The organism is Streptomyces sp. NPDC002867, from assembly GCF_053591895.1.
This window is the reverse complement of the sequence record NZ_JBSFUR010000023.1, coordinates 87,387-111,193: the sequence shown is the minus strand read 5'-3', so window position 1 is coordinate 111,193 and position 23,807 is coordinate 87,387. Positions and strand designations below refer to the sequence as shown.

Sequence of the window (23,807 nt, the reverse complement as noted above, 5' to 3'; positions counted from 1 at the left end):
TCGGCACAGGCGAAGTGCGACCACAGACCCGTGATCTCGACCAGGCCCTCGTCCTGCCTCCCCCTGGCACCGCGCCCGCGGCCGCTGCCGCCGGATCGCACACAGACCGCACAACAGACCCGACACAGGCGGGTGTTCACCGCCGAGGAGGACAGCCATGCATGCCGTAGTCGTCTGGTGGGAGCTCGCGGGCACCGGCCGCACCATCGCCGAGCTGCGCGACTTCCTCCGGGACGAGGCCGTGGACCGGTTCGCGGCCGTACCCGGACTGGTGCTCAAGACCTGGATCTCCGACGAGGCCGGCGAGCGGTGGGGAGCGATCTTCCTGTGGGAGTCCGCCGAGGCGGCCGCCCAGCCGATCCCCACCCGCGCGGCCGAGATCATCGGGGCACCGCCCGGACACCGCCACGCCTTCGAGGTGGAGGCCACCGTGCAGGGTGTGCACACCCTGGACTCGCTCTCCGGACACGGCCTTGCCTTCGCGTCCTGAGCGCCGGCCGGCCGCCGTGCTGATCGGCGCGCCCGGCGCGGGGAAGACCACGGTGGGGCGGCTGCTCGCGGGCCTGCTCGGCGTCGGCTTCCGGGACACGGACGCCGACCTGGAGGCGGCGGCGGGCACGGCGATCGCCGACATCCTGCACCGCACGGGCGAGGCGCACTTCCGGCTGCTGGAGCGGGCGGCGGTGCACCGCGCGCTCGCGCGGCACGCGGGGGTCCTCGCGCTGGGCGGGGGATCCGTCCTGGACGCCTCCGTCCAGCAGGCGCTGCGCTCGCACACGGTCGTCCATCTCGCCGTGCCGCTGGAGCAGTTGCTCGACCGGATCGGCGACGCGGCGAGCCGTCCGCTGCTGGCCGACGACCCGGCCGGCCGACTGCGCACCGTCCTCGGCGTGCGCACACCGATCTACCGCAGACTGGCCCGCCACACCGTGACGGTGGCGCCCGGGGAGCGCCCCGACGAGGTCGCCGGCCGGATCGCCGCCCTGCTGCCGGGCAGGCCCTCGGGGGCCTTCCCACGAGCGAAGGAGCCCGTGTGAGCACCATGTTCCCAGGTCTCGTGCCCGCCTCTCCCGAAGCGCTCGGCGGGCGTCATCCGCTGCGCGTGAGGGCGGGCGGTGAGCGGCCGTACGACGTCCTGATCGGCCAGAAGGCCGCCTCCGCGGTGATCGGCCTTCTTCCGGAGAAGGCGAAGACGGTCGCCCTCGTCCACGACGAGTCCCTCAGCTGTCAGGTGCGGTCGATCCGCGCGGCGCTGGACGCCGACGGCCGCCGTGTCGCCGTGCTGCAGATCCCGCAGGGCGAGGCGGCCAAGCAGATCGGTGTCCTGGCGGGTGTGTGGTCCCGGTTCGCGGCGGCCGGGATCACCGGCGCCGACGCCGTGGTCGCCTTCGGCGGCGGCGCGACCCTGGACCTCGCCGGCTTCGCCGCCGCGACCTGGCGGCGCGGTGTGCCGCTGATCCTGGTGCCGACGACGCTGCTCGGCATGGTCGACGCGGCCGTCGGCGGCGCCGCGGGCATCAACGTGCCCGAGGGCCGGGAGCTGGTCGGCGTGTGCCGCCCGCCCGCCGGGGTGGTCTGCGATCCGGACCTGCTCGGGACGGTGCCCGAGGGAGGCCATCTCGGCGGGCTCGCCGAGCTGATCAAGGCGGGCTTCGTCGGGGACCCGGTGATCCTGGACCTGATCGCCGCCGATCCGGCGCGGGCCACCCGTCCGTCCGGCTGCGACGCCGCCGGTCTGATCGAGCGCGCGGTACGGGTGAAGACCGCCGCCCTCGACCGGCCGGACGGCGAGGCGGCCTGGATCCTCGCGTACGGGCACACCCTCGGCCGCGCGATCGAGCGCGTGGGGCACTACCGCGTACCGCCGGGGCACGCCCTGGCCGTCGGCATGGTCTTCGCCGCCGAACTGGCCCGGCTCGCGAACCGGCTGGACGACGATTCCGTGGAACGCCACCGCGAGATCCTCGCCGCCGTCGGGCTGCCCACGTCCCACCCTCGTGAGGCGTGGGACGGGCTGCGGAAGGCCCTGACGGCCGGCTCCGGGGACGCCGCGGCGCCGCTGGTCGTGCTCGACGCCATCGGCAGGCCGGGTCTGCTCCACGACCCGGAGGGCGCGCTGCAGGACGAGGCGTACCGCCGGATCGGTTCCTGAGCCGTGCGCAGGCCGCCCGACCGCCGTCCCCCGGACCGCCGCCCGCCGGCCACCGGTCGGCGCGGGCACAGCACGCGCGGTACGGAAGCAGTCGACGACGACTTTCCGGTGACGAGTTGCTGACAGAAAACCGACCATCTCCCTTGTTTGTGAGCCCCGAGAGGTGCCCGTGGTGGCAGTCCTCCCGGGGCTCTCAGCTGCCCCTTCCTTGTGATTGACCTTCCTCCTCCTGCATATGCCACTGGCTTGCTCCTCTGACCTGACGGAGTGTCGTTGGCCTGTTTCGAATAAAAACCGACTGCGTGGTTTGGTATGGTGGTCGAGTTGGCCAGGTCTGGCACTCCGCGCGGCGAGCTGTGCGGTTTCGGCGGACCAGGTCGCATCCAGGGAAGGGGGCCCTGTGGAAGGGACCAGGGACAGGGAAGGACGACCGGACATCGCTTGGGGCGATGTCGACGACGACTTCGTGACCGAGTTCTCGAAGCGCATGCTCACGTCACTGCCGCGCCGGGATCAGCGCGAACGCGGTGAGTGGTACATCTCCGGACTGCTCTCGATCCCTGGGCGCAAGTCCATGCGGTCGATCGCGTCGGTGATCGGCGGCGGCGCGGCCGAACAGCGGCTGCACCACTTCATCAGCAAGTCCTCGTGGGACTGGCTGGCGGTGCGCAGAGCACTGGCCGGTCACCTGGACCGCACGCTGCTGCCGCACGCCTGGGTGGTCCGGCCGATGTACGTGGTCAAGACCGGCGAGCACACGGTGGGGGTGGAGGAGTCCTTCGTGCCGCAGCTCGGGCGGGTCGTCAACAGCCAGAAGTCGTACGGCGTCTGGCTGGCCAACGAGGAGCAGAGCGCACCCATCAACTGGCGGCTGATCCTTCCAGCGGACTGGCTGCAGGACAAGGAGAGGCGCAAGCGCGCCGAGATACCCGAGGGCGAGGGCGAGGCCGATCCCGGCGCCGTCGCCCTGCACGCCGTCCTGGAACCGCTGCGCGCCTGGGGGCTTCGCTGCCGTCCGGTGGTGATGGACGCGCGCGACCACGACGCCGCCCTGCTCGCACGGAACTTCGCGCGCAAGGGGGTCCCGTTCGTCCTGCGCATCGGCGGCACGACGCTGCTGGTGCCGAGCGAGACGCTGTCCACGGGGCACGGCGAACGCCGGCTCCAGGCACAACAGTTGATCGAGTGGGTGAAGAAGGCGTCCCGGCAGGTCGGGTGGGTCGATCCGCACAGCTCGATCAACCGCTCGGCGCTCGTGACCGGTACGCGGGTCAGCCTGCCCGCTCCGGGCGGCGGGCTGCCGCTGCAACTGGCGGGCGCCTGGTCGGGATGGGAGCGGCAGCCGGGGGAGCTGTGGCTGACCAACCTGGTCGAGGCACCGCCCGCCGTGCTCCTTCGGCTCGGCAGGCTCACCGAACGGGTCGAGCGCGACTTCGCCGAGATCAGCACGCGCGTCGGCGTACGGGACTTCGAGGGCCGTACGTTCGGGGGCTGGCACCGGCATGTCACGCTCAGCTCCGTGGCACACGCCATCGTGGCCCTCTCGGCCGCACGCGTCCGGGAAGAGCGCACCGCACGCAGTCTGATCCGCTCCGCCTGAGCGAGCGGGGCCGACGGCCCCGTGCCGGCCCGCGGCGTTCCCCACGCTGCGGCCCCGGCGTGCTCCGTGACACGAGAGCAGGCGCCGGTGCCCGGAAGCCGCACCGCTTCCGAAGCCGACCGTGCGCCGTGGTTCCGTGCGGAATGCGGCGGTCCGTGGTCTAGGCGGCCCGGAGGCCGATCTCCGCCCGCACCGCGCGACGCATCTCCTCCACCGGCACGTCCGAGCGGCCGGTCATCAACTCGACCTGGCGCACGGCCTGGTGCAGCAGCATCGCGTGCCCGCCGACCGCCCGCGCACCGCCGAAGCGGGCGGCCCTCGCGAGCCGCGTCGGCCAGTCGGCGTACACGACGTCGAAGACGTCGGCGCCGCTGCGCGCGATCGCCCCGGCGTACGGATCCGCCGCGCCGGCCGGCAGCGTGGAGAGGACGAGGCGCGCGCCGTCCAGTGCGTCGCCCAGCTCGTCGAACGAGTGGTACCGCACGGCCACCCCGAGCCGTGTGGCCGCCGCGCACACCTGCCCGCCGCGGCTGCTCTCCCGTACGACGACCGGGATGTCGGTCTGTCCGAGTTCCTTCAGCGCGGCCAGCGCCGAGCACGCGGTCGCCCCGCCGCCCAGGATCACGGCGTCGGGCCGGCTGCCGCCACCCAGACCCTCCTCGCGCAGCGCGGCGAGGATGCCGTAAACGTCGGTGTTGTGGCCGTACCGCCGGCCGTCGCGCAGGATCACCGTGTTCGCGCCGCCGACGTCGAGCGCCAGCGGCGTCACCTCGTCGACGAGCGGCAGCACCGCACGCTTCAGCGGCATGGTCAGGGACAGGCCCGCCCACGAGTCGTCGAGCGAGTCGAGCAGCGCGGGCAGGCGCCGTTCGTCGCACTCCATGGCCGTGTAGGACCACGTCAGGCCGAGGGCGGCGTAGGCGGCGCGGTGCAGGACGGGGGAGAGGGAGTGGGCGACGGGGGACCCCAGGACGGCCACGCGCATTCCGCTGCGGGGCATGGGGTCTGAGGGTTGCCGTGGGGAGAGGCGAGCGTTGCTCATCTCGTGGCTCCTTGTCGGATCGGCCGGACGGAAGACGGCGGCGGCGCGGCCGTGGGGGCGCCGGATCCGGGCGATCACAAGGTCAACGGCCGCGGGGGGACCACCCGGCGGTCGAGGGCCGGGGGTGTGCGAGCACTTCCGGGAGGCGGGAGCGACCGCACGGATTGCCGGCTTCCGTTATCTGACACAGGGTGACGCCTGCCACACGGGAGCGTGTATCCAGCACCCGATACTTCGTCAGATGAACAGCGCCGGGCCCGGTGTGCCGTCTTGACAGCGTCGGTCCGCCTGCGCGGCCGTGGACTCCCGGCGCCACACGTGACGAAATCGCCGCGAATCGATTGAGGACTCAATGACCCCTGCGGGATGGTCAGGTGCGGTTCCGAACCGTCCATGCCCCGCATTCCGACAAGGAGCGCACCACCGTGACGAATGTCGCAGTCATTTACTACTCGTCCACCGGCAACGTCCACAAGCTCGCCCTGGCCGCCGCCGAGTCGGCGGAGAAGGCGGGCGCCGAGGTCCGGCTGCGCCAGGTGGCCGAGCTCGCTCCGGAGGCCGCCATCGCCTCCAACCCGGCCTGGTCCGCGCACCGCGAGGCCACGAAGGACATCGCGGTGGCGAGCCTGGACGACCTCGAGTGGGCCGACATCATCCTCTTCGGCACGCCGACCCGTTACGGCCTGCCGGCCGCCCAGCTCAAGCAGTTCATCGACACCACGGGCGGCATCTGGGCCAAGGGCAAGCTGGTGAACAAGGTCGTCTCCTCGTTCACCTCGACCTCGCAGACCCACGGCGGCCAGGAGAGCACGATCCTGGCGCTGAACAACACCTTCTACCACTGGGGCGCGATCATCGTTCCGCCCGGTTACGCGGACGGCATCCAGTTCGACATCAAGAACGGCAACCCGTACGGCGCCAGCCACGTGGGCTACAACAACGAGGCCCCCGGGACGGAGAACCTGGCGGCGGTCGAGTTCCAGGCGCGTCGCGCGGTGGAGATCGGCACGGCGCTGAAGCGCGGCCTCGAGGCAACGGCCTGATTCACCGAGGGCTCCGCCCCCACGCCCCCACGCCCTCCGGGGCGCGGGCGTCCGCCCCCGGAGCCCGGCCCGGAACCTCGCGCCTCCGGGCCACGCGCCCCGGCCTCCGTGCCCCCGGGTCTCCGGGGCACGGGCCCGGGGCTCCTGCCGTCCTTCGGGCGGAGCGGCTTCTCCGGCTTCGCCGGGCGATCGACCGGAGGTTTGCTCGTGCCCCGGCCCCGCGCCCGCTGTGACGCCCAGGGGCTCCGCCGGTCCCCGGCTCGGCATGAACCGTCCTTCGGCCCCGTGCCGCCCCGCTTCGCGGGCACACACGCGCCGCCGTGCGCGAGGCGGCCGTAGTCCCTGCCTCGTGCCCGAACCACCGCTCGGGAGGATGGGCGGGGTCCGGGCCTTCGTCCGTGCCCTTCCGCCCGTCCTTGCCGGGCATTCGGGCCGGCTGGTCCCGGCCCTCCGGCCGACACACCACAGGGAGCCACTGCAGTGAAACGCGCCATGTTCCACCTGCCGGTCGTGCTGACGGTCGCCCTCGCCATGGCCCTCGTGCCCGCCGGCCCGGTCGGCGCCGAGACCGGAACCCGTACGACCTGGGACGACTTCAGCGGCGGATTCGACCACACCGGTGACGACGCCAAGTGGTCCGTGACGCCGCTCGGGTCGTTCCCCCACGGCGACGGCAGGACCTCCACCTCACGGGCGGGGCTGCGCGTCGTGCCCACGGGGACCGACCCCGTGACCGGCGCGCCCGCCTTCGCGTACACCACGGGCAAGGAGTCCGCCGGCGGTGACGGCGCGCTCGACCACATCAAGTGGTTCGCCCTCGCGAGCCACCGGGCCTCCAGCGGAGTCCTGGGCTTCGACGCCACTCCCGGGACCGTGCTCACGTTCCACTCCTCGCTCAGCGCCCGGACGTTCGGGACCGAGCGGCATCCGTTCGGCGACGCGGTGGCCGACCCGCGCGCCGACCTGCGGCTCGCGGCGGGCGCGATGACCACGATCGACCAGGAGTCGAACATGGTCTTCGACTTCTTCGTCACCAACAGCCGGATCTACGCGCTCTACGAGCGGCTGCCCACCCCGGGCGCCGACCACGCGGCCTTCTCCTACGCCCTCCCGGTGGCCCGGCGCTCCAGCCCCGACCAGGCCGACGACCTGGCCATCTCCTACGACCGGGCCGCGGGCACGGTGGTGTGGACGGTGAACGGCCGCGAGGTCCACAAGGTCGACAGGATCGGCTTCCGCCCCACGGACCGCACCCATCTCGTCATCGACCTGGGCGGCCGCGAAGAGCTCGTGACCCCGCGTCAACTCGCGCCCGGCTTCGGCATGTTCACGCTCCTGGACGCCGAAGGACCGCAGGCCGACGGCGCCCTCGTGAAGCTCACCGACACCACCGCCTACCACGACCCCGATGCGGGCGCGCCGGCGCCGCAGACCTTCGCCGACCCGGACAGCCGGCCCGGCAGCCGGCTCTGGGGGCAGGGGGCGCGGCTGGACGTGCGCCGTCTGAGCGTCACCGGCGCCCGGTTCTGACGACGGGCAGCTGCTCCCGCGCCGAGCCCCGCATTCTCTATCCACGGTCCGCCCGGGAAAGAGAATGCGGGGCTTTCGCATGGCCACGGGCATATCCCGTCAACTGACGAAGTAGCCGGACGCACATTGATCGGTGGCCACGGCACCGCGCAGAGTTAAGGGGACTCCAGAGGTGATTCGCATCGCGTTCTTGTGAACGGAATGAATTGCTCGCGGTAATCCATCGACGGGGAACCTTTTTCCCGTCCGCCGAGCATCGCCCCTTCAGCCCGCTACCAGGAGAATCCTGATGACAGCACGATTCACCGGCAAGGTCGCACTCGTCACCGGAGGCGGCTCCGGCACCGGCAGAGCGACCGCGCTGGCCTTCGCCAGGGAGGGCGCCACCGTGGTGGTCGCCGGGCGGGAACCCCGGGACCTGACGGACACCGTCACCCTGATCGAGAAGGAAGGCGGCAAGGCCGACGCCGTCATGGCCGACGTGACGCACGCACTGGACGTCATCCGGCTCGTGAAAACGACGGTGGAACGCCACGGCGGACTGCACATCGCGTTCAACAACGCCTGCTGGGTCCCCCACCCCCATATGATCGCGGAAACCTGCGAAGCCGTATGGGGCGAAGTCCTTTCCACCAATCTCACCGGCGTCTGGCTGCTGATGAAGCACGAGATCGCCCATATGCGGGAACACGGTGGCGGTGTGATCGTCAATCACTCCACGAATGTCAGCGTGAACGGCCGTCGGCTCGGATTCGGCGCCTACGCCTCGACGAAAGCGGCGCTGTCCGCGCTCACCCGCACCGCCGCGCAGGAACACATCGGCGACGGCATCCGGATCAACTCCATCAGCCCCGGCGACGTGGAGGCCACCAACGGCCGTGCCGAGTGGGAGGAGCACGTGAAGACGTCGGCCCCGGCCGGCCGGGTCGCGCGCACCGAGGAGATCGCCGACACCGTGGCGTGGCTCGCGAGCCCCGAGTCGAAGTTCGTCGTCGGCCACGACCTGGTGCTGGACGGCGGGGTGACCCTCTGATGTCCGGGATACGTGCCCGCGCGGCCCGTATCCCAGGGTCCAAGTCGCTGACCAACCGGGCCCTGCTGCTGGCCGCCGCCGCCCAGGGGACGAGCGTCCTGACCGCCCCCCTGGTCAGCGACGACACGGTCGCCTTCCGCGAGGCGCTCACCGCCCTCGGCGTCGACGTCGACGTGCGCGACGACCGCTGGACGGTGACCGGACTCGGCCGCGCGCCGCGGACCGGAGCGGCCGTGTGGTGCGCCGACGCGGGCACCGCGGCACGCTTCCTCCCCGTCCTTGCGGCGGCGGGCGAGGGCGAGTTCCACTTCGACGGCTCCGACCAGCTCCGGGCCCGGCCGCTCGGCCCGCTGACCCGCGCCCTGGTCGACCTGGGCGCCCGCGTGGAGGCGGGCGACGGCGGCGGGCTGCCGCTGCGCATCACCGCGCGCGGCCTGGCGGGCGGCGAGCTCGCGCTGGACTCCTCCGTCAGCAGCCAGTACCTCACGGGCCTGCTGCTGTCGGCGCCGCTGATGCGCGAGCCGCTGACCGTCGCCGCGCACGGGCTGGTCAGCCGCCCGTACATCGACATGACGACGGCGCTGATGCGCCGGTTCGGGGCCGAGGTCGGTATCGACGCCGAGGGCCGGCTGCGGGTGGGGCGCGGGGGCTACACCGGCACCGGGCTGCGCATCGAACCGGACGCCTCCACCGCCTCGTACGTCTTCGCCGCCGCCGCCGTCACCGGTACGTCCGTCACCGTGCCCCACCTGGGCAAGGACAGCCTGCAGGGCGATCTGCGCTTCGCCGAGGTGCTGGCCCGCACCGGCGCCGAGGTCGAGATCGGTCGGGACGCCACCACGGTCACCGGCACCGGACGGCTGCGCGGCGGCTTCGACGTCGACATGGGCGACATCTCGGACACCTTCATGACCCTGGCGGCCGTGGCCCCGCTCGCCGACGGTCCGATCACCGTCCACGGCATCCGCCACGCGCGGTTCAAGGAGTCCGACCGGATCACCGCGATCGCGGCGAACCTGCGCGCGGGCGGCGTCCGGGTCGAGGAGGGCGAGGACCGGATCACCGTCCACCCCGGACGGATGGCGCCGACCGAGATCGCCTGCCACCGCGACCACCGCATCGCCATGGCCTTCTCGGTCCTCGGGCTGTGCACCCCGGGCATCACCCTCGACGACCCGGGCTGCGTCGCCAAGACCTTCCCCGGCTTCCACGAGGAGCTGTCGAGGCTCTTCGGACCGCAGGCGAGCTTTCCCCCGCCGGCCGGCTGAGCACCGAGCAGCACCGAGCAGCACCGAGCAGCATTGCGCGGCACGCACGCGCGCGGCACGCACGCGCGCGGCACGGCCCGTACGGCATTGCACGGCACAGCAGCGCCCAACGACCAGCAGACACACGTAGCGAGAAATGAGAGCGAGATGTCGGACATCATCATTGCGGGCGGCGGGATCGGCGGTCTGGCGGCGGCCCTGAGCATCTCCCGTCGCGGCCACCGGGTCACCGTCCTGGAGGCCCGCGACACCTTCACCGAGATCGGCGCCGGCATCCAGCTCGGCCCGAACGCCTTCCAGGCCCTCGACCAGCTCGGCGTCGGCGACGAGGTCCGCGCCCGCGCCGTGCACATCGACGAACTGCGCTTCATGGACGGCACCACGGGGGAGAAGGTCGCCTCCATGCCGCTCACCGGCGACTACCGCCGCCGGTTCGGCAACCCGTACGCCGTCGTCCACCGCATCGACCTCTACGCGCCGCTGCTGGAGGCGTGCCGCGGCGTCGACACGATCGAGCTGCGCACCGAGGCGTCGGTGGTGAGCTACGAGCAGAACGACGGCTCGGTCACCGTGCGTCTCACCTCCGGCGAGGAGGTCACCGGCGCGGCGCTCATCGGCGCCGACGGCATCAACTCCTTCGTCCGCAAGAAGCTCGTCGGCGACGGCTTCCCGCGCGTGTCCGGGCACACGATCTACCGCTCGGTGATCCCGATGGAGCAGGTCCCCGAGGAGCTGCGCTGGAACACCGTCACGCTGTGGGCCGGGCCCAAGTGGCACTTCGTCCACTACCCCATCGGCGAGGGCAAGTTCCTCAACCTGGCCGCCACCCGCGACGACGGCGCCACGAAGGCCGTCCTCGGCGAGCCGGTCGCCAAGGACCATGTGCTCGGCGAGTTCCCCGAGCTGGGCGACACCGCGCGGCGCCTGCTGAACCTCGGCGAGGACTGGCGCAGCTGGGTCCTGTGCGACCGCGACCCGGTCGACACCTGGGCCGACGGCCGGGTCGTCCTCGTCGGCGACGCCGCCCACCCGATGCTCCAGTACGCGGCCCAGGGCGCCTGCCAGGCGGTCGAGGACGCGGTCGTGCTCGGCGAGCTGATCGGCACCGAGGAGTCCGAGTTCGAGGTGAACTTCCAGAAGTTCAACGCCGAGCGCCGCGAGCGCACGGCCGCGACCCAGCTCGTCGCGCGCGAGATGGGCCGGCAGCTGTACCACCCGGCGGGCGAGGCGGCCAAGGAGCGCAACGCGATGCTGGCCTCCCTCAGCGCCGAGGACATGTACGACAAGGTCGCCTGGCTGCACGGCAGCAAGGTCGGCGTCGCCGGCCACGTCGCCCCGCCCGTGCCCGCCGGACTGGTCTGATCATGGGTGGTCTGCGCTGGCTCACCGCGGGTGAGTCGCACGGCCCCGCGCTGGTCGCGACGCTGGAGGGGCTGCCCGCCGGTGTGCCGGTCACCACGGACGTGGTGGCGGACGCCCTGGCGCGGCGGCGCCTCGGGTACGGACGCGGCGCGCGGATGAAGTTCGAGCGGGACGAGGTGTCCTTCCTCGGAGGCGTCCGGCACGGCCTGACCCAGGGCGGGCCCGTCGCCGTCATGGTCGGCAACACCGAGTGGCCCAAGTGGGAACAGGTGATGTCGGCGGACCCGGTCGATCCGGAGATCCTGGCGGGTATGGCCCGCAACGCTCCGCTGACCCGGCCGCGGCCCGGTCACGCCGATCTGGCCGGCATGCAGAAGTACGGCTTCGACGACGCCCGCCCGGTGCTGGAGCGGGCGAGTGCCCGGGAGACCGCGGCGCGCGTCGCGCTCGGCGCGGTCGCCCGCGCGTTCCTCGCCGAGACGGCCGGGATCGAGATCCTGTCCCATGTCGTCGAGCTGGGAGCGGCGCGGACCCCGTCCGGGCTGCTGCCGGTCCCCGGGGACGTGGAGCGGCTGGACGCCGACCCGGTGCGCTGCCTGGACGCGGCCGGGAGCCGGGCGATGGTCGCCGAGATCGACCAGGCCCACAAGGACGGCGACACGCTCGGCGGCGTCGTGGAGGTGCTGGCGTACGGGGTGCCGGTCGGCCTGGGCAGCCATGTCCACTGGGACCGGCGCCTGGACGCACGGCTGGCCGCCGCGCTGATGGGCGTCCAGGCGATCAAGGGCGTCGAGGTGGGCGACGGGTTCGAGCTGGCCCGGGTGCCCGGCTCCAAGGCGCACGACGAGATCGTGGCCACGGAGCAGGGCGTTCGGCGCACGTCGGGCCGTTCGGGCGGCACCGAGGGCGGCATGTCGACGGGCGAGGTGCTGCGGGTACGGGCGGCGATGAAGCCGATCGCGACCGTGCCGCGTGCGCTCGCCACGTTCGACGTCCGCACCGGTGAGCCGGCGCAGGCGCACCACCAGCGCTCCGACGTGTGCGCGGTGCCCGCGGCCGGGATCGTCGCCGAGGCGATGGTCGCGCTGGTGCTGGCGGACGCCGTCGTCGAGAAGTTCGGCGGCGACAGCGTCACCGAGACCCGCCGCAACGTCGGCTCGTACCTCGACGCGCTCGCGGTCCGCTGACGTAGGGCAACAGGCCGGATATGTAACCGACCTGACGGAGTAGCAGCGCCGCGGTTCGGTGCGGGGACCCGCGCGGGAACACTGGGCGCCGTGAGGCAGACGGCGGAGGAAGGGCGGCGAGCCCTTCCTCCCGCGGGTACCCGGACCGGCAGGCCGGCCACCGCACGGGCCGGCGGACGGGCGCATGCGGGCCCGGCCCGGTCCGGGAAGCCGGAGGAAGCGGCCGCCGGGACCGGCGGCATCTCTCAGTGAGTCCGGGCGGAGATGGGATGGACAGCATGCAGTTCGGCATATTCAGCATCGGGGACGTGGGCAGGGACCCGCACACCGGCCGCACGCCCGGCGAGCACGAGCGCATCAAGGCGATGGTCGCGCTCGCCGAGAAGGCGGAGGAGATCGGCCTGGACGTGTTCGCCACCGGCGAGCACCACAACCCGCCGTTCGTGCCGTCGTCCCCGACGACGCTGCTCGGCCACATCGCCGCGCGGACGCAGCGGATCATCCTGTCCACGGCCACCACGCTGATCACCACCAACGACCCGGTGAAGATCGCCGAGGACTACGCGATGCTCCAGCACCTCGCGGACGGCCGGGTCGACCTGATGATGGGCCGGGGCAACACGGCTCCCGTGTACCCCTGGTTCGGCAAGGACATCCGGCAGGGCATCCCGCTCGCCGTCGAGAACTACGCGCTGCTGCACCGGCTGTGGCGCGAGGAGACGGTGGACTGGGAGGGCCGGTTCCGTACGCCGCTGCAGAGCTTCACGGCGACGCCCCGGCCGCTGGACGGGGTGCCGCCGTTCGTCTGGCACGGCTCCATCCGCTCCCCGGAGATCGCCGAGCAGGCCGCGTACTACGGCGACGGCTTCTTCGCGAACCACATCTTCTGGCCGAAGGACCATTTCGTCCGGCTGGTCAACCTGTACCGGGAGCGTTACGCGCACCACGGACACGGCGCGCCCGAGCAGGCGATCGTCGGGCTGGGCGGCCAGTTCTTCCTGCGGAGGAATTCCCAGGACGCGGTCCGGGAATTCCGTCCCTACTTCGACAACGCCCCGCTGTACGGCGGCGCCCGTCTGGAAGATTTCATGGAGCAGACACCGCTGAGCGTCGGCTCCCCGCAGGAGGTCATCGACAAGACGCTGGGATTCCGGGAGACGTTCGGCGACTACCAGCGGCAGTTGTTCATCGTCGACGCGCACTCGATTCCGCTGAAGACCGCGCTGGAGCAGCTCGACCTGTTCGGCGAGGAGGTCCTCCCGGTGCTCCGCAAGGAGTTCGCGTCGGGCCGCGCCGCCGATGTGCCGGCCGGGCCGACGCACGCGGAGCGCGTCGCCCGCCGGGACCAGGAGCGTGCCGCGCGGTGAGCCGCGACGTCCGCACGTGAGAGGGGCCCGCCGGACAACCGGCGGGCCCCTCTTGCCTGTTCACCGCGGGGAAGTGACGAAGTCCCCCGCGCGCGCTGCGCACCGCGGCGTGCCGCCCGTCACACTGACGGTGCCGCGCCACGGCCGGCGGCGGTGGTTCTCCCCGGCCTCTGGGCACGGCCCGGACTCCAGGAAAGAGGACCCCTGATGAACCCCTTGGCCGACGCTCGGACCCTGCCCGTGACGGCGGACGACTCGCTCTTCTCCTCCGACGCCCGCACCGTGACCGTGTGGTCGGACATCGGCTGCCCCTGGGCCACACTGGCCCTGCATACGCTGCACGCGGCCGCCGAGCGGCGCGGCGCCGAACTCGTCGTGGACCACCGGGTGTTCCCGCTGGAGCTGTTCAACAGCCAGTCGACGCCGAAGCCGATCATCGACGCCGAGGTGGTCGCGATCGGGGCCAAGGTGCCCGCGCTGGGCTGGCGCCTGTGGACCTCCCCCGAGTACACCTACCCGGTGACGACCCTGCCGGCGATGGAGGCCGTCCAGGCGGCCAAGGACCCGGCCGTCGGCGGCCTGCGCGCGTCCGACCAGCTCGACACCGCGCTGCGGCACGCCTTCTACGGCGAGGGCCGCTGCATCAGCCTCACGGCCGAGATACTCGCCGTCGCCGCCGCATGCCCCCTCGTCGACGAGAAGGCCCTCGCCTCGGCCGTCGAGCGGGGCGAGGGGCGTGCCGCCGTGTACCGCGACTGGGCGGTGGCGCGCGGTCCGCGGGTGCAGGGCAGCCCGCACCTGTTCACGGCGGCCGGCGTCGACGTGCACAACCCCGGCGCCGACTTCCGCTGGACGGCAGACCCGCAGCAGGGCGGCTTCCCGGACTTCCGTGCCTACACCGCGGACTGGGCGGACGGTGTCCTCGATTCCGTTTCCCTTTCGGCGCAGGACCGATGACGCTCCGTCAATTCAATTCGCCGGTCACATGACAGAGTAAAACGGCTGCCTTTGCGGGGTCGATGCGCGGGCATTTGAATGATGTGGACAAGCTGACTTCTTCTTTCTCTTGTTGTTTCCCGAAGGGAGCACATCGGTGTCCGCCATCGATCCCATTCTCGAGCTGCCGTACGGTGTCACGCCGGACCCGGACGAATTCCTCCGCGCGGCGCTCCGCTGGCACTTCTCGCCGGAGACCGGTTCGCCGTTCTGGCTGGCACAGGCGCAGAAGCTGGAGTTCGACCCCATAGCCGATGTGCGCGGGTTCGACGACCTCAAGCTGTTCCCCAACGTGGCGAACTCGCTGCGCGACGTCCGCGCGGAGGACCTGATCCCCCGGGGCTACGGCCCCCGCCCGAAGGTCGTCGGTGTCTTCGACAGCGGCGGCACGACGGGCGCGCCGAAGCGCGTGGTCATGCTCCAGGAGTGGCTGGAGATGCTGATCGCGCACAGCAACGCGCAGCTCGACGCCCACGGCGTGCCGCGCGATGTGAACTGGCTGCTGTCGATCCCGTCCGGCCCGCACATGGTCGGCGCGACCTTCCAGCAGCTGGTGGCGGCCCGCGGCGGCCTGTCGTTCACGATCGACGTGGACCCGCGCTGGGTGAAGAAGATCATCGCCCGTGGCGCCGAGACCGAGGCCGACCTCTACACCGACCACCTGGTCGACCAGCTCTCCCACGCGCTGGCCTCCCAGGACATCGGCGTCCTGATGCTGACGCCGCCGGTGCTGGAGCGGCTGAGCCGGCGCGACGACCTCGTCGAGCTGGTCCGCAAGAAGGTCAAGGCGATCATGTGGGTCGGCACCCAGCTCGACCCCGACACCCGTCATCTGTACCGCACCGAGCTGTACCCGGGCATCGCCCTCTACAGCGGCTTCGGCAACACGATGACCCTCGGCCACGTCAGCGAGCGCCCCGGTCTGAGCGACGACGAGCCCTGCGTCTACGACCCGTTCTCGCCGTACATGACCTACAACGTGATCGACCTGGAGGCCCGCAAGCCCGTCGAGTACGGCGAGCGCGGCCGGGTCGTCATGAACTACGTCGGCAAGAGCCTGTTCCTGCCGAACAACCTGGAGCGGGACTTCGCCACCCGTATCCGCCCGCTGGAGGGGCAGGTCGGCGACTCGGTCGCGGACATCGCACCGGTGCGCGAGTTCGACGACGAGAAGGTCATCGAGGGGGTTTACTGATGACCGCCGAACCGGTCGCCCTCGACGCGCTCGGCCCGAACGGGCCCTACCGGTCCCGCAAGCGGCTCACCATCCCCGACGTGGCCGGCGCCCCCACCGCCGAACTGAGCCTCGTCCCCGCGCTGTTCGTCGGCCGCGCCATGGTCGCGCTGCGCAAGGCGCGTCCGCTGCCGCAGGAGCAGCGGCTCGCCGCCCTCTCCCGCGCGGGCCGCGTCTTCCGCGAGCAGGAGGTCGGCGGCCTGTCGTACGAGGAGTACGAGCGGACCGTCTCGCGGATCTGCGGTGTGCCCCTGCAGGCCGTGCGGTCGGCGGCCGACGAGATCGCCGACTCCGCCGAGCGCGTGCTGACCCCGTCGTACAACGCGCGCCCCACGGGCGCCGTCTCCGACTGGCGACACCCGCTGACCCGCATCGGCCGCGCGGTGTGGACGCGGCGCGGCGAGGTCCTCGCCGTCAACGCGGCGGGCAACCACCCGGCCCCGCACGCCCTGTGGCTGGAGGCACTGGCCCTCGGTTACCGGGTCGCCGTACGGCCCTCGCGCCGTGAGCCGTTCACCCCCCACCGGCTGGTGACCGCGCTGCGGGCCGCGGGCTTCGGCGACGACCAGGTCGTCCTGCTGCCCACGGACCACTCGGTCGCGGACGAGGTCATGGCCGGGGCCGACCTGAGCATCAGCTACGGCGGCGACGACGTGGTCCAGAAGTACGCGGCCGACACGACGGTGCTCGCCCAGGGCCCCGGACGTTCCAAGATCCTCGTCACCGCGGACGCCGACTGGCGCGAGCATCTGGACACGATCGTGGACTCGGTGGCCCACCACGGCGGCGTCAAGTGCGTCAACACGACCGCCGTGTTCGTCGAGGGCGACCCGGCACCGCTGGCCGCGGCGATCGCCGAGCGGCTGGCCGCGCTGCCGTCGCTGCCGCCCGAGGACGAGAAGGCCGTCCTGCCCGTGCAGCCGGCCGAGACCGCGCGGAACCTCGAGCGCTACCTGCTGGCCCAGGCCGCCGGGACCACCGCGCACCTCGGCGGGGACGGTGTCGTCGAGGAACTGCCGGACGGCAGTGCGGTGCTGCGGCCCGCCGTGCACGAACTCACCGGAACCGAGGGCGGTCAGCACCGTGTCGAACTGCCCTTCCCCTGCGTGTGGGTGGCGCCGTGGAGCCCCGCCGACGGCATCGCGTCGCTGCGCGAGACCCTCGTGCTCGGCGTGATCACCGGGGACGAGGAGGCACACGCCGGCCTCATCGACGCGCTGGTGGAGGACCCGAGCATCTGCAACGTCCACCTGGGGGACCACCCGACCCACTGGATGGACCGCAGCGTGCCGCACGACGGCTACCTGGGCGAGTTCCTGATGCGCACCAAGACCGTCATCCGCGGCTGAGGGGCACCCCCCCAGGCCGGAGGCCCTGTCCATACCCCGGACAGGGCCTCCTCCTTGTCGTCGGTCACACACCTGACCGACAGGTCGTGCGCTCCTACCACTCGCCCACGGCGGGAGGCCACTTGACGCAGGACGTGAGGACACAGCGGAAGGTGAGTTCACCGTGCTGGATCCCGGTCACCTCGATCGCCCTGCTGCCGGGGAGCGCGCTCTGGACGTCGCGCGCCTCGATCCAGCAGGGGGTGTCGAACTCCACGTACTTCGTGGGCACGATGGAGGTCGACGTCGGCACGAAGCCGTCGGGCCCCGCGTGGGCGAACGCCGCCTGGTGGGCGGCCTCGACCAGAACCAGGCCCGGCACGTGGTCGACCGGGTGGTCCAGCAGGGCCAGATGTCCGGTGTCGCCGCGCAGTTCCCACCGGCTGGTCCTGTCGGTGGGGGCGAGCGTCACCTCGTCCTCGGCGCGCCGGCCCACGAGGGCCGGAGCGACGGGGGCCGGGGCACCGGCCGGCCGGGCGGAGGCGTACGCTCCACGCAGCCGTCCGTACACGTTCGCCGGCACCCAGCTGAACGCGGCGCTGCAGGTCACGAAGATCGTGCCCTCGTGCGAGAACACGAAGTGCATGTCCAGGCTGCGGCGTCCGGACGGGACGCACCGGACGTCGATCTCGATGGCATCCATGGTCCGGTCCACCGTGGGGTAGTCCGGATCCGAGGAATACTGGAGCTTGTTCATGAGGTACTGGTCGGCGGTGGGGGTCTCGAACCCCGCGTGCGCCAGCAGCAGACCCGCCTGACGGATGGTCTGCACCACGAGCATTTCGTTGTGCCGTGCCCTCGGTGCGGGGGTGAAGAACCCGTGGGCCACCGTCCAGTCGGCGGAGAGGTGGAATCGGTCCTCGCCCAGTCGCGTCCACGAGGTGATCAGGATGTCGTCCTCGGCGACGCGGTGCACGAACTTCGGAGTGATCGGTCCGCTCGGCCGGGTGCCGACCGTGGAGACCACCGCGGAGGTCGGCGACGAAACCGACCGGCGGATCTTGCGCGTGGTCCTTTTTCGGGCATGGATGGACAACTGAGACATAGAACCCCCCAGGCTCGTAGACCTTCTACGTGGGAACGGCCGTCCGTTCCCCTGCTAAGATACGGACTGCCCGGTTTGTTTTGTCAATCGATCCGCGGCAAACTCAAGAAGAACTTGAAAGCGAACGGGGAGTGAGAGGAGGCCTGATGGCACGTCAGGAACGCGCGACCAGGACTCGCGCGACCATCCTTGAGGCAGCCGCCACCGTCTTCGCGGAGCGGGGCTACGAGGCCGCGACCATCGCGGACATCCTGGCCCGCGCCGATGTGACGAAAGGCGCGCTGTACTTCCACTTCTCGTCCAAGGAAGACCTGGCCAGAGGGGTCCTCGCCTACGCGGTGACCACCGAGGGCGTCCCCGAGCAGCCGTCCAAGCTCCAGGAAGTCGTGGACGTCAGCATGGTGCTGGCCTACCGGCTGCCCCGCGAGGTCGTCCTGCGCGCGGCCGCACGCCTCGCCGCCGACCAGAGCTCGCGGGACCTCTTCGGCGCCCCGTACAGCGAGTGGACCGAACTGATCGCGAGCCTGCTCGGCCAGGCCAAGGCGCAGGGCGAACTGCTCCCGCACGTGCTGCCCGAGGAGACGGCCGGGATCCTCGTCGGCGCCTTCACCGGCCTGTCGCTCACCTCGCAGGCGTCGTCGGACATCTCGTGTCTGGAGCGCCAGGTGGGCCTGATGTACGACCACATGCTGCCCGCCATCGCCGTCCCCGGGATCCTCGGCCGGCTGGACACCGGTCCCGACCGCGGCGCCAGGGTGTCCGCCCAGGCCACCGAGGAGGACGGACCGGCCGAGGGGGACGGCGAGGGTGCGGCACTCACGGCGGGTGCTTCGGCGGGCGCCTAGGCACTGCAGCCAGGCCTTGCGGCGGGCTCACGCCGGCCGGAAGGCCGCCACAACATCACGCGCGAAATCGATCACTTCGAAGGGGAGGGGCGGTCGCATGACTGCTTCGGGTGCAAGGACAGCGCTGGTCACGGGAGCGAGCAGGGGGATCGGCCGCGGCATAGCGCAGCGGCTGGCGAGGGACGGATTCCTCGTCGCGGTCCACTACGGGAGCAACGACGCGGCCGCGAAGGAGACGGTCGAGTCGATCATCGCGGAGGGCGGGCAAGCCTTCGCCGTGCGCGCCGATCTGGCCGCCGGCGACGGTGTGGCCGCGCTCTACGAGGGGTTCGGCGAGGGCCTGGCGGCCCAGGGAGCCGAGCCGGGGCTCGACGTGCTGGTCAACAACGCCGCGCTCGGGCCGACGGCCCGGATCGACGAGGTGACCGAGGCCGACTTCGACCTGCTGTTCGCGGTGAACGTCAAGGCGCCGTTCTTCCTGGTCCAGCGGGGTCTCGGGCTGCTGCGCGACGGCGGGCGCGTGGTCAACATCTCCTCGGGCGTGACCCGGATGGCGTTCCCCGAGGCCATCGCGTACTCGATGACCAAGGGCGCCGTGGACACCTTCACCCTGGCCCTGGCCAAGGAACTCGCCGGACGCGGGATCACCGTGAACACGGTCGCGCCGGGCTTCGTCGAGACGGACATGAACGCGCCACTGCGCTCGACCCCGGAGGGCGCCGCCTTCCTGGAGAGCTTCTCCGCCTTCGGCCGCATCGGGCAGCCGGCCGACATCGCGGACGTCGTGGGCTTCCTGGCGTCCGAGGAGTCCCGCTGGGTCACCGGGCAGTACATCGACGCCACGGGCGGCTCACGGCTCTGACGCGGGTCCGTCAGGCCCCTGTCACGGCCTGACGGGGCAGGGGGCGGGATGCGGTGGCCGCGGGCTTTCAGGGCTCCGCCGCGTGCGGTCCCAGCGGGCACAGGGCGGTGTCCCGGCCGTCCCTGGTACGGGTGCCGTCCGCCATCAGCACCGGCAGGTGCCCGGCGGCGGCGACCTCCGGCAGCACGAGCTCCCAGATCCGGCTGAGCCACGCGCGGGGCGGCTCGGGGGGATCATCGGCGCCCTGCGGCGGTACCAGTTCGGCCAGGACGCCGTGGTCGCGCACGGTCGTCTCCAGACCTGACATCAGGTACGCCACGAGTACGGCGACCGTGTGGACGTTCGCATCAGGGATCAGGGACCCGTCGGTCCGGGCGTGGCGCAGCAGCCGGCGTACGGCCTCCGCCCAGGCCGCGTTCCAGTGGTGCGGGAGCTCGGTGCTCGCGGGACGCTCCCGGGCCAGCCGGGCACCCGCCCGCGCGACGGGGTCCCTCTCCAGCAGGGCGGCGAGCTCGTGCGTGATGTCGATGACGGACTGCAATGCCGGGCCGGGGCGGCGGCGGACGTCGTCGACGACGGTCCGGGCGGCGAGGTGGGCGGACTCCTGGACGGCGTCCGCGAGTTCGTCCTTGGAGGCGAAGTGGAACGACAGCGCGCCCTTGGACACACCGGCGGCCTCGCTGATCCGGGTGAGGGAGGAGCGCTCGTAGCCGACGTCGTCGAAGGTCAGGGCCGCCGCGCGGATCAAGGACCGCCGGGTCTGTTCCGCCCGCTCCTGCTTGGCCACCGCCGCCACCCCTTCCTCGCGATCAGCAATACGAGGGACATCTCCCACCACAGAAACCTACCATGCGGTTTCTTTACTGGCCCTTGGCGTGCGTGGTCCGACTGGATTTCGCTCTCATTGGCCGCTGAAACTACCCCGAATCGGGAGGTGGGAGCCGTCTCGAGGCCCAGACATTGTCATCTCCACAGGCGTACATGAAGAAAGAAACCGTTTAGTCGGTTGTTTATTCGAGCCCGCGCTCCCTCGGTGGGCGGGCACACCGGACAGAAGGGTGGGAATCGAGAGTGCGTGCGATCCAGTTCAGTCGATTCGGCGGTCCCGAGGTGCTGGAGACCGTCGAGGTGCCCGATCCCGTACCGGGACCGGGCGAGCTGTTGCTCACGGTGGAGGCGGCCGGCGTGAACTACGCCGACACCCTTGTCGTCGACGGCTCCTACGCCGTAGCGGAATCGCTGCCGCGCATCCCGGGCAGCGAGGTCGTCGGCCGCACCGAGGACGGCCGCCGGGTGCTCGCCCGGGTGGCGAACGGGTACGCCGAGCTGGCCGTCGCCAAGGAGCCGGCCGTCATCGCGATACCGGACGAACTCGACGCCGGACAGGCGCTGGCCCTGTTGATGCAGGGCCTGACCGCGTGGCACCTGCTGACATCGGCGGCTCGCCTCCAGCAGGGGGAGACGGTGGTCGTGCACGCGGCGGGCGGGGGTGTGGGCAGTCTCGCCGTACAACTCGCCGGGATCTTCGGCGCCGGCCGGGTCCTGGCCCAGGCGTCGACACCCGAGAAGCGCGAACTCGCCCTGAAACTGGGGGCGGACGCGGTGGCGGAGTACCCGCTCGCGGAGCGCGCGGACGTGATCCTGGACGCGACGGGCGGGGAGCTGTTCGCGCAGGCGCTGTCGTCCCTCGCGGACTTCGGCCGCCTGGTGACGTACGGGGACGCGCGGGGGGAGGGGCTGCCGCCCCTGGACCCGGCGCGTCTGCTGCGGCTGAACGCGGCCGTGGTCGGCTTCTGGCTCCGCCCGACGCTGGCGCGGCCGGGGGCGGTGTCGGGCCCGCTGGCGGAGATGCTGCGCCTGGTGTCGGAGGGACGCCTGAGACCGGTGACGTCGCCGCCGTACGCGCTCGGCGAGGCGCGCCGCGCCTTCGAGGACCTGCGCGGGCGGCGCACGACGGGCAAGGTGCTGCTCGTGCCGTGACGCCTTTTCAGCCCGTCCGGCATGACCGCCGGCCTCGCCGGCGTTTGAGGCGCGGGGTCCGGCAGAGCCCGGGCGACCCGGTCGAGGCATCGGGCCCTGCCGCCCCCCGGTGGCACGGCACGCCCCTGGATCGGCCCGGTCCGCCGGCGCAGCGGTCCGGCGGGGCTGGATCGGCCCGGTCCGCCGGCGCAGCGCGAACTACTTCGCGTCCGCGTAGCGCTCCACCACCGCCACCGTGAACGGGAACCGCACCGGGGTGTCGCCGAAGGCGAGGCGGCCCGCGAGGGTGCCCGCCTCGCGGATCGCGCGGGTCACCGCTTCCGTCTCCTCCAGCGGGCAGTGCACGATCACCTCGTCGTGCTGGAAGAACACCAGCTCCGCCCGCATCCCCGCCGTCGACCGCCGCAGCGCCGCCAGCATCAGCAGGGCCCAGTCCGCGGCGCTGCCCTGCACCACGAAGTTCCTCGTGAAGCGGCCCCTCGCGCGGGCGTCCGAGGAGGAGAAGCGGCCGCGGTCCTCGTCGTCCTCCTGGGGGATGCCCGCCTCCTCCGCCCCCGCCTCCTCCGCCCCCGGGCTCGTCCGGCCGAGCCAGGTGCGGACGCGGCGGCCCTCCTCGCCCGCCTTCGCCGCCTCGTCCACGTACGCCACGGCTCGCGGGAACCGGCGCCGCAGGGCCGCCAGGTTCTTCAGGCCGTCGCCCGACGTCTGCCCGTAGATCGCGCCGAGCAGCGCGAGCTTCGCGTGCGCGCGGTCGCCGGAGAACCCGCGGTCGGACAGCGCGGTGTACAGGTCGCCGTCGTGACCGGCGACCTCCATCAGCCCCTGGTCACGGGAGATCGCGGCCAGCACCCGCGGCTCCATCTGGTCCGCGTCGGCCACCACCAGCCGCCAGCCCTCGTCCGCGACCACCGCCCGCCGGATCACCTTGGGGATCTGCAGCGCCCCGCCGCCGTTGGTCGTCCACCGCCCCGACACGGTGCCGCCGGGCTGGTACTCCGGCCGGAACCGCCCGTCGCGCACCCAGTCCTGGAGCCAGCTCCAGCCGTGCGCGGTCCAGATGCGGTACAGCTTCTTGTACCGGATCAGCGGATCGACCGCCGGATGGTCGATCTCCGCCAGCTCCCAGCGGCGGGTCGACCTCACTTTGATCCCGGCCCCCGCGAACGCCTTCACCACGTCCGCCGGCAGATCCGGCCTCACCCGCCGTCCGAACGCCGCCGAGACCTCGTCCGCCAGCTCCGCGAGGCGGCGCGGCTCGCCGCCGCCCGCGTACCGCTCGCCGAGCAGTTCGTGCAGGACCTCGCGGTGCACGTCGGCCCGCCACGGCAGGCCCGCCCGGTGCATCTCGGCGGCCACCAGCATCCCCGCCGACTCGGCGGCCGTCAGCAGCCGCATCCGCCCCGGGTGTTCGGCGGCGTCGTGCCGTCTCTGCTGGCCGGCGTAGACCTCCAGCAGCGCCTCCAGCGGCAGGGGCGCCGGCTGCGGCTCGAACAGCGGGGCCTGGGAGCCCGGGACGGCCGCGCGCGCCGGGGGATCGGGAGGCACGGGCGCGTTCCGCAGGCGCGCCCACGCGGCCGCCGCCGAGCGCGGCTCGCCCAGCCGCCCCGCGTGGCCGAGCAGCAGCAGCTCCGCGTCCTCGATGTCGTAGCACCGCTCGACCCTGACGCCCGCCGCGAGCAGGCGGGGATAGATCTCCGCCGTGGACCGCCACACCCACCGGCCCACGGCGGGCCGGGAGCGGACCGCCTCGACGAGGTCGGGCTCGGTGACGACCGGCCCCGCGGGCAGGCCGTCGGGGCCGAGGGGGACGAGCCGTGCCCCGTCCCCGTCCGCCGCCACGGCCCACCGCTCGCTCACGGGTTCGAGTGTGGCA

The 23,807-nt window shown here is 72.3% G+C and carries 21 protein-coding genes; 17 read left to right on the top strand and 4 right to left on the bottom strand.

The window, feature by feature from the left end:
- Positions 1–157: 157 nt before the first annotated feature.
- The 4 genes from ACWD0A_RS22300 (at position 158) to ACWD0A_RS22285 (ending at position 3,752) form a co-directional block, all read left to right on the top strand.
- On the top strand, positions 158–490 hold the full coding sequence (locus ACWD0A_RS22300; protein WP_451300613.1) for a hypothetical protein: 333 nt from the start codon (positions 158–160) through the stop codon (positions 488–490).
- The gene (locus tag ACWD0A_RS22295) at positions 474–1,037 is read left to right on the top strand and encodes a shikimate kinase (protein WP_451300611.1); all 564 of its coding nucleotides are present in this window, start codon (positions 474–476) and stop codon (positions 1,035–1,037) included. The genes ACWD0A_RS22300 and ACWD0A_RS22295 overlap by 17 nt, the downstream gene beginning before the upstream one ends.
- A gap of 5 nt (positions 1,038–1,042) precedes the next feature.
- The gene (locus ACWD0A_RS22290) at positions 1,043–2,152 is read left to right on the top strand and encodes a 3-dehydroquinate synthase family protein (protein ID WP_451300623.1); all 1,110 of its coding nucleotides are present in this window, start codon (positions 1,043–1,045) and stop codon (positions 2,150–2,152) included.
- A 400-nt stretch (positions 2,153–2,552) separates the two neighbouring features.
- Positions 2,553–3,752: an IS701 family transposase gene (locus ACWD0A_RS22285; RefSeq protein ID WP_451300609.1), complete on the top strand. Its 1,200-nt coding sequence runs from the start codon at positions 2,553–2,555 to the stop codon at positions 3,750–3,752.
- A gap of 160 nt (positions 3,753–3,912) precedes the next feature.
- Here the strand turns inward: ACWD0A_RS22285 and ACWD0A_RS22280 are convergent, their stop codons facing one another.
- Positions 3,913–4,752, bottom strand: a complete 840-nt coding sequence (locus tag ACWD0A_RS22280; RefSeq protein WP_451300607.1) for a shikimate dehydrogenase — start codon at positions 4,750–4,752, stop codon at positions 3,913–3,915.
- Between the two features lie 467 nt (positions 4,753–5,219).
- Between ACWD0A_RS22280 and wrbA the strand changes: the two genes are divergently transcribed.
- The 10 genes from wrbA (at position 5,220) to ACWD0A_RS22230 (ending at position 17,163) form a co-directional block, all read left to right on the top strand.
- Positions 5,220–5,837 carry an NAD(P)H:quinone oxidoreductase gene (gene wrbA / locus ACWD0A_RS22275; RefSeq protein WP_307714222.1) on the top strand — a complete coding sequence of 206 codons (618 nt, stop codon included), beginning with the start codon at positions 5,220–5,222 and terminating at the stop codon, positions 5,835–5,837.
- A gap of 480 nt (positions 5,838–6,317) precedes the next feature.
- Positions 6,318–7,367, top strand: coding sequence for a DUF6081 family protein (locus ACWD0A_RS22270; RefSeq protein ID WP_451300605.1), 1,050 nt, complete (start codon positions 6,318–6,320; stop codon positions 7,365–7,367).
- 289 nt (positions 7,368–7,656) lie between these two features.
- Positions 7,657–8,400 carry an SDR family NAD(P)-dependent oxidoreductase gene (locus ACWD0A_RS22265; RefSeq protein ID WP_307714220.1) on the top strand — a complete coding sequence of 248 codons (744 nt, stop codon included), beginning with the start codon at positions 7,657–7,659 and terminating at the stop codon, positions 8,398–8,400.
- Positions 8,400–9,668, top strand: a complete 1,269-nt coding sequence (gene aroA / locus ACWD0A_RS22260) for a 3-phosphoshikimate 1-carboxyvinyltransferase (RefSeq protein ID WP_451300602.1) — start codon at positions 8,400–8,402, stop codon at positions 9,666–9,668. The genes ACWD0A_RS22265 and aroA overlap by 1 nt, the downstream gene beginning before the upstream one ends.
- A 147-nt stretch (positions 9,669–9,815) precedes the next feature.
- On the top strand, positions 9,816–11,030 hold the full coding sequence (locus ACWD0A_RS22255; protein ID WP_451300600.1) for a 3-hydroxybenzoate 6-monooxygenase: 1,215 nt from the start codon (positions 9,816–9,818) through the stop codon (positions 11,028–11,030).
- 2 nt (positions 11,031–11,032) lie between these two features.
- Entirely contained in the window at positions 11,033–12,217 is a 1,185-nt protein-coding gene (aroC, locus tag ACWD0A_RS22250; protein ID WP_451300598.1) for a chorismate synthase, read from the top strand.
- A 278-nt stretch (positions 12,218–12,495) separates the two neighbouring features.
- Positions 12,496–13,584, top strand: a complete 1,089-nt coding sequence (locus ACWD0A_RS22245; RefSeq protein ID WP_451300621.1) for an LLM class flavin-dependent oxidoreductase — start codon at positions 12,496–12,498, stop codon at positions 13,582–13,584.
- Positions 13,585–13,791: 207 nt separating this feature from the next.
- Positions 13,792–14,541 (top strand): DsbA family oxidoreductase, encoded by a 750-nt coding sequence (locus tag ACWD0A_RS22240; RefSeq protein ID WP_451300596.1) that lies wholly within the window; start codon positions 13,792–13,794, stop codon positions 14,539–14,541.
- 136 nt (positions 14,542–14,677) lie between these two features.
- Positions 14,678–15,775 carry an acyl-CoA synthetase family protein gene (locus tag ACWD0A_RS22235; RefSeq protein WP_177149579.1) on the top strand — a complete coding sequence of 366 codons (1,098 nt, stop codon included), beginning with the start codon at positions 14,678–14,680 and terminating at the stop codon, positions 15,773–15,775.
- Complete coding sequence (locus tag ACWD0A_RS22230; protein WP_451300594.1) at positions 15,775–17,163, top strand: aldehyde dehydrogenase family protein; 1,389 nt, start codon at positions 15,775–15,777, stop codon at positions 17,161–17,163. Before ACWD0A_RS22235 ends, ACWD0A_RS22230 begins: the two co-directional genes overlap by 1 nt.
- A gap of 94 nt (positions 17,164–17,257) precedes the next feature.
- On the opposite strand, the gene ACWD0A_RS22225 is transcribed toward ACWD0A_RS22230, so the two are convergent.
- On the bottom strand, positions 17,258–18,238 hold the full coding sequence (locus ACWD0A_RS22225) for a ScbA/BarX family gamma-butyrolactone biosynthesis protein (protein WP_451300592.1): 981 nt from the start codon (positions 18,236–18,238) through the stop codon (positions 17,258–17,260).
- A gap of 155 nt (positions 18,239–18,393) precedes the next feature.
- Between ACWD0A_RS22225 and ACWD0A_RS22220 the strand changes: the two genes are divergently transcribed.
- Together ACWD0A_RS22220 and ACWD0A_RS22215 are read left to right on the top strand one after the other, a co-directional pair.
- Positions 18,394–19,092, top strand: a complete 699-nt coding sequence (locus ACWD0A_RS22220; protein WP_451300590.1) for a ScbR family autoregulator-binding transcription factor — start codon at positions 18,394–18,396, stop codon at positions 19,090–19,092.
- A 97-nt stretch (positions 19,093–19,189) separates the two neighbouring features.
- The gene (locus ACWD0A_RS22215) at positions 19,190–19,954 is read left to right on the top strand and encodes an SDR family oxidoreductase (RefSeq protein ID WP_451300588.1); all 765 of its coding nucleotides are present in this window, start codon (positions 19,190–19,192) and stop codon (positions 19,952–19,954) included.
- A gap of 67 nt (positions 19,955–20,021) precedes the next feature.
- On the opposite strand, the gene ACWD0A_RS22210 is transcribed toward ACWD0A_RS22215, so the two are convergent.
- The gene (locus ACWD0A_RS22210) at positions 20,022–20,741 is read right to left on the bottom strand and encodes a ScbR family autoregulator-binding transcription factor (protein WP_451300586.1); all 720 of its coding nucleotides are present in this window, start codon (positions 20,739–20,741) and stop codon (positions 20,022–20,024) included.
- A gap of 284 nt (positions 20,742–21,025) precedes the next feature.
- On the opposite strand from ACWD0A_RS22210, the gene ACWD0A_RS22205 reads away from it, so the two are divergent.
- Positions 21,026–21,934 (top strand): quinone oxidoreductase family protein, encoded by a 909-nt coding sequence (locus ACWD0A_RS22205; protein ID WP_451300584.1) that lies wholly within the window; start codon positions 21,026–21,028, stop codon positions 21,932–21,934.
- 198 nt (positions 21,935–22,132) lie between these two features.
- Here the strand turns inward: ACWD0A_RS22205 and ACWD0A_RS22200 are convergent, their stop codons facing one another.
- The gene (locus ACWD0A_RS22200) at positions 22,133–23,791 is read right to left on the bottom strand and encodes a bifunctional 3'-5' exonuclease/DNA polymerase (RefSeq protein WP_451300582.1); all 1,659 of its coding nucleotides are present in this window, start codon (positions 23,789–23,791) and stop codon (positions 22,133–22,135) included.
- Between the last annotated feature and the right edge of the window lie 16 nt (positions 23,792–23,807).

Bases quoted from the DNA above. Each gene is read 5' to 3' on its own strand.
- aroA (WP_451300602.1), top strand. From the start codon at position 8,400: ATGTCCGGGATACGTGCCCGCGCGGCCCGTATCCCAGGGTCCAAGTCG.
- aroC (WP_451300598.1), top strand. From the start codon at position 11,033: ATGGGTGGTCTGCGCTGGCTCACCGCGGGTGAGTCGCACGGCCCCGCG.
- ACWD0A_RS22245 (WP_451300621.1), top strand. From the start codon at position 12,496: ATGCAGTTCGGCATATTCAGCATCGGGGACGTGGGCAGGGACCCGCAC.
- ACWD0A_RS22265 (WP_307714220.1), top strand. From the start codon at position 7,657: ATGACAGCACGATTCACCGGCAAGGTCGCACTCGTCACCGGAGGCGGC.
- ACWD0A_RS22240 (WP_451300596.1), top strand. From the start codon at position 13,792: ATGAACCCCTTGGCCGACGCTCGGACCCTGCCCGTGACGGCGGACGAC.
- ACWD0A_RS22290 (WP_451300623.1), top strand. From the start codon at position 1,043: ATGTTCCCAGGTCTCGTGCCCGCCTCTCCCGAAGCGCTCGGCGGGCGT.
- ACWD0A_RS22215 (WP_451300588.1), top strand. From the start codon at position 19,190: ATGACTGCTTCGGGTGCAAGGACAGCGCTGGTCACGGGAGCGAGCAGG.
- ACWD0A_RS22255 (WP_451300600.1), top strand. From the start codon at position 9,816: ATGTCGGACATCATCATTGCGGGCGGCGGGATCGGCGGTCTGGCGGCG.
- ACWD0A_RS22220 (WP_451300590.1), top strand. From the start codon at position 18,394: ATGGCACGTCAGGAACGCGCGACCAGGACTCGCGCGACCATCCTTGAG.
- ACWD0A_RS22300 (WP_451300613.1), top strand. From the start codon at position 158: ATGCATGCCGTAGTCGTCTGGTGGGAGCTCGCGGGCACCGGCCGCACC.
- ACWD0A_RS22230 (WP_451300594.1), top strand. From the start codon at position 15,775: ATGACCGCCGAACCGGTCGCCCTCGACGCGCTCGGCCCGAACGGGCCC.
- ACWD0A_RS22280 (WP_451300607.1), bottom strand. From the start codon at position 4,752: ATGCCCCGCAGCGGAATGCGCGTGGCCGTCCTGGGGTCCCCCGTCGCC.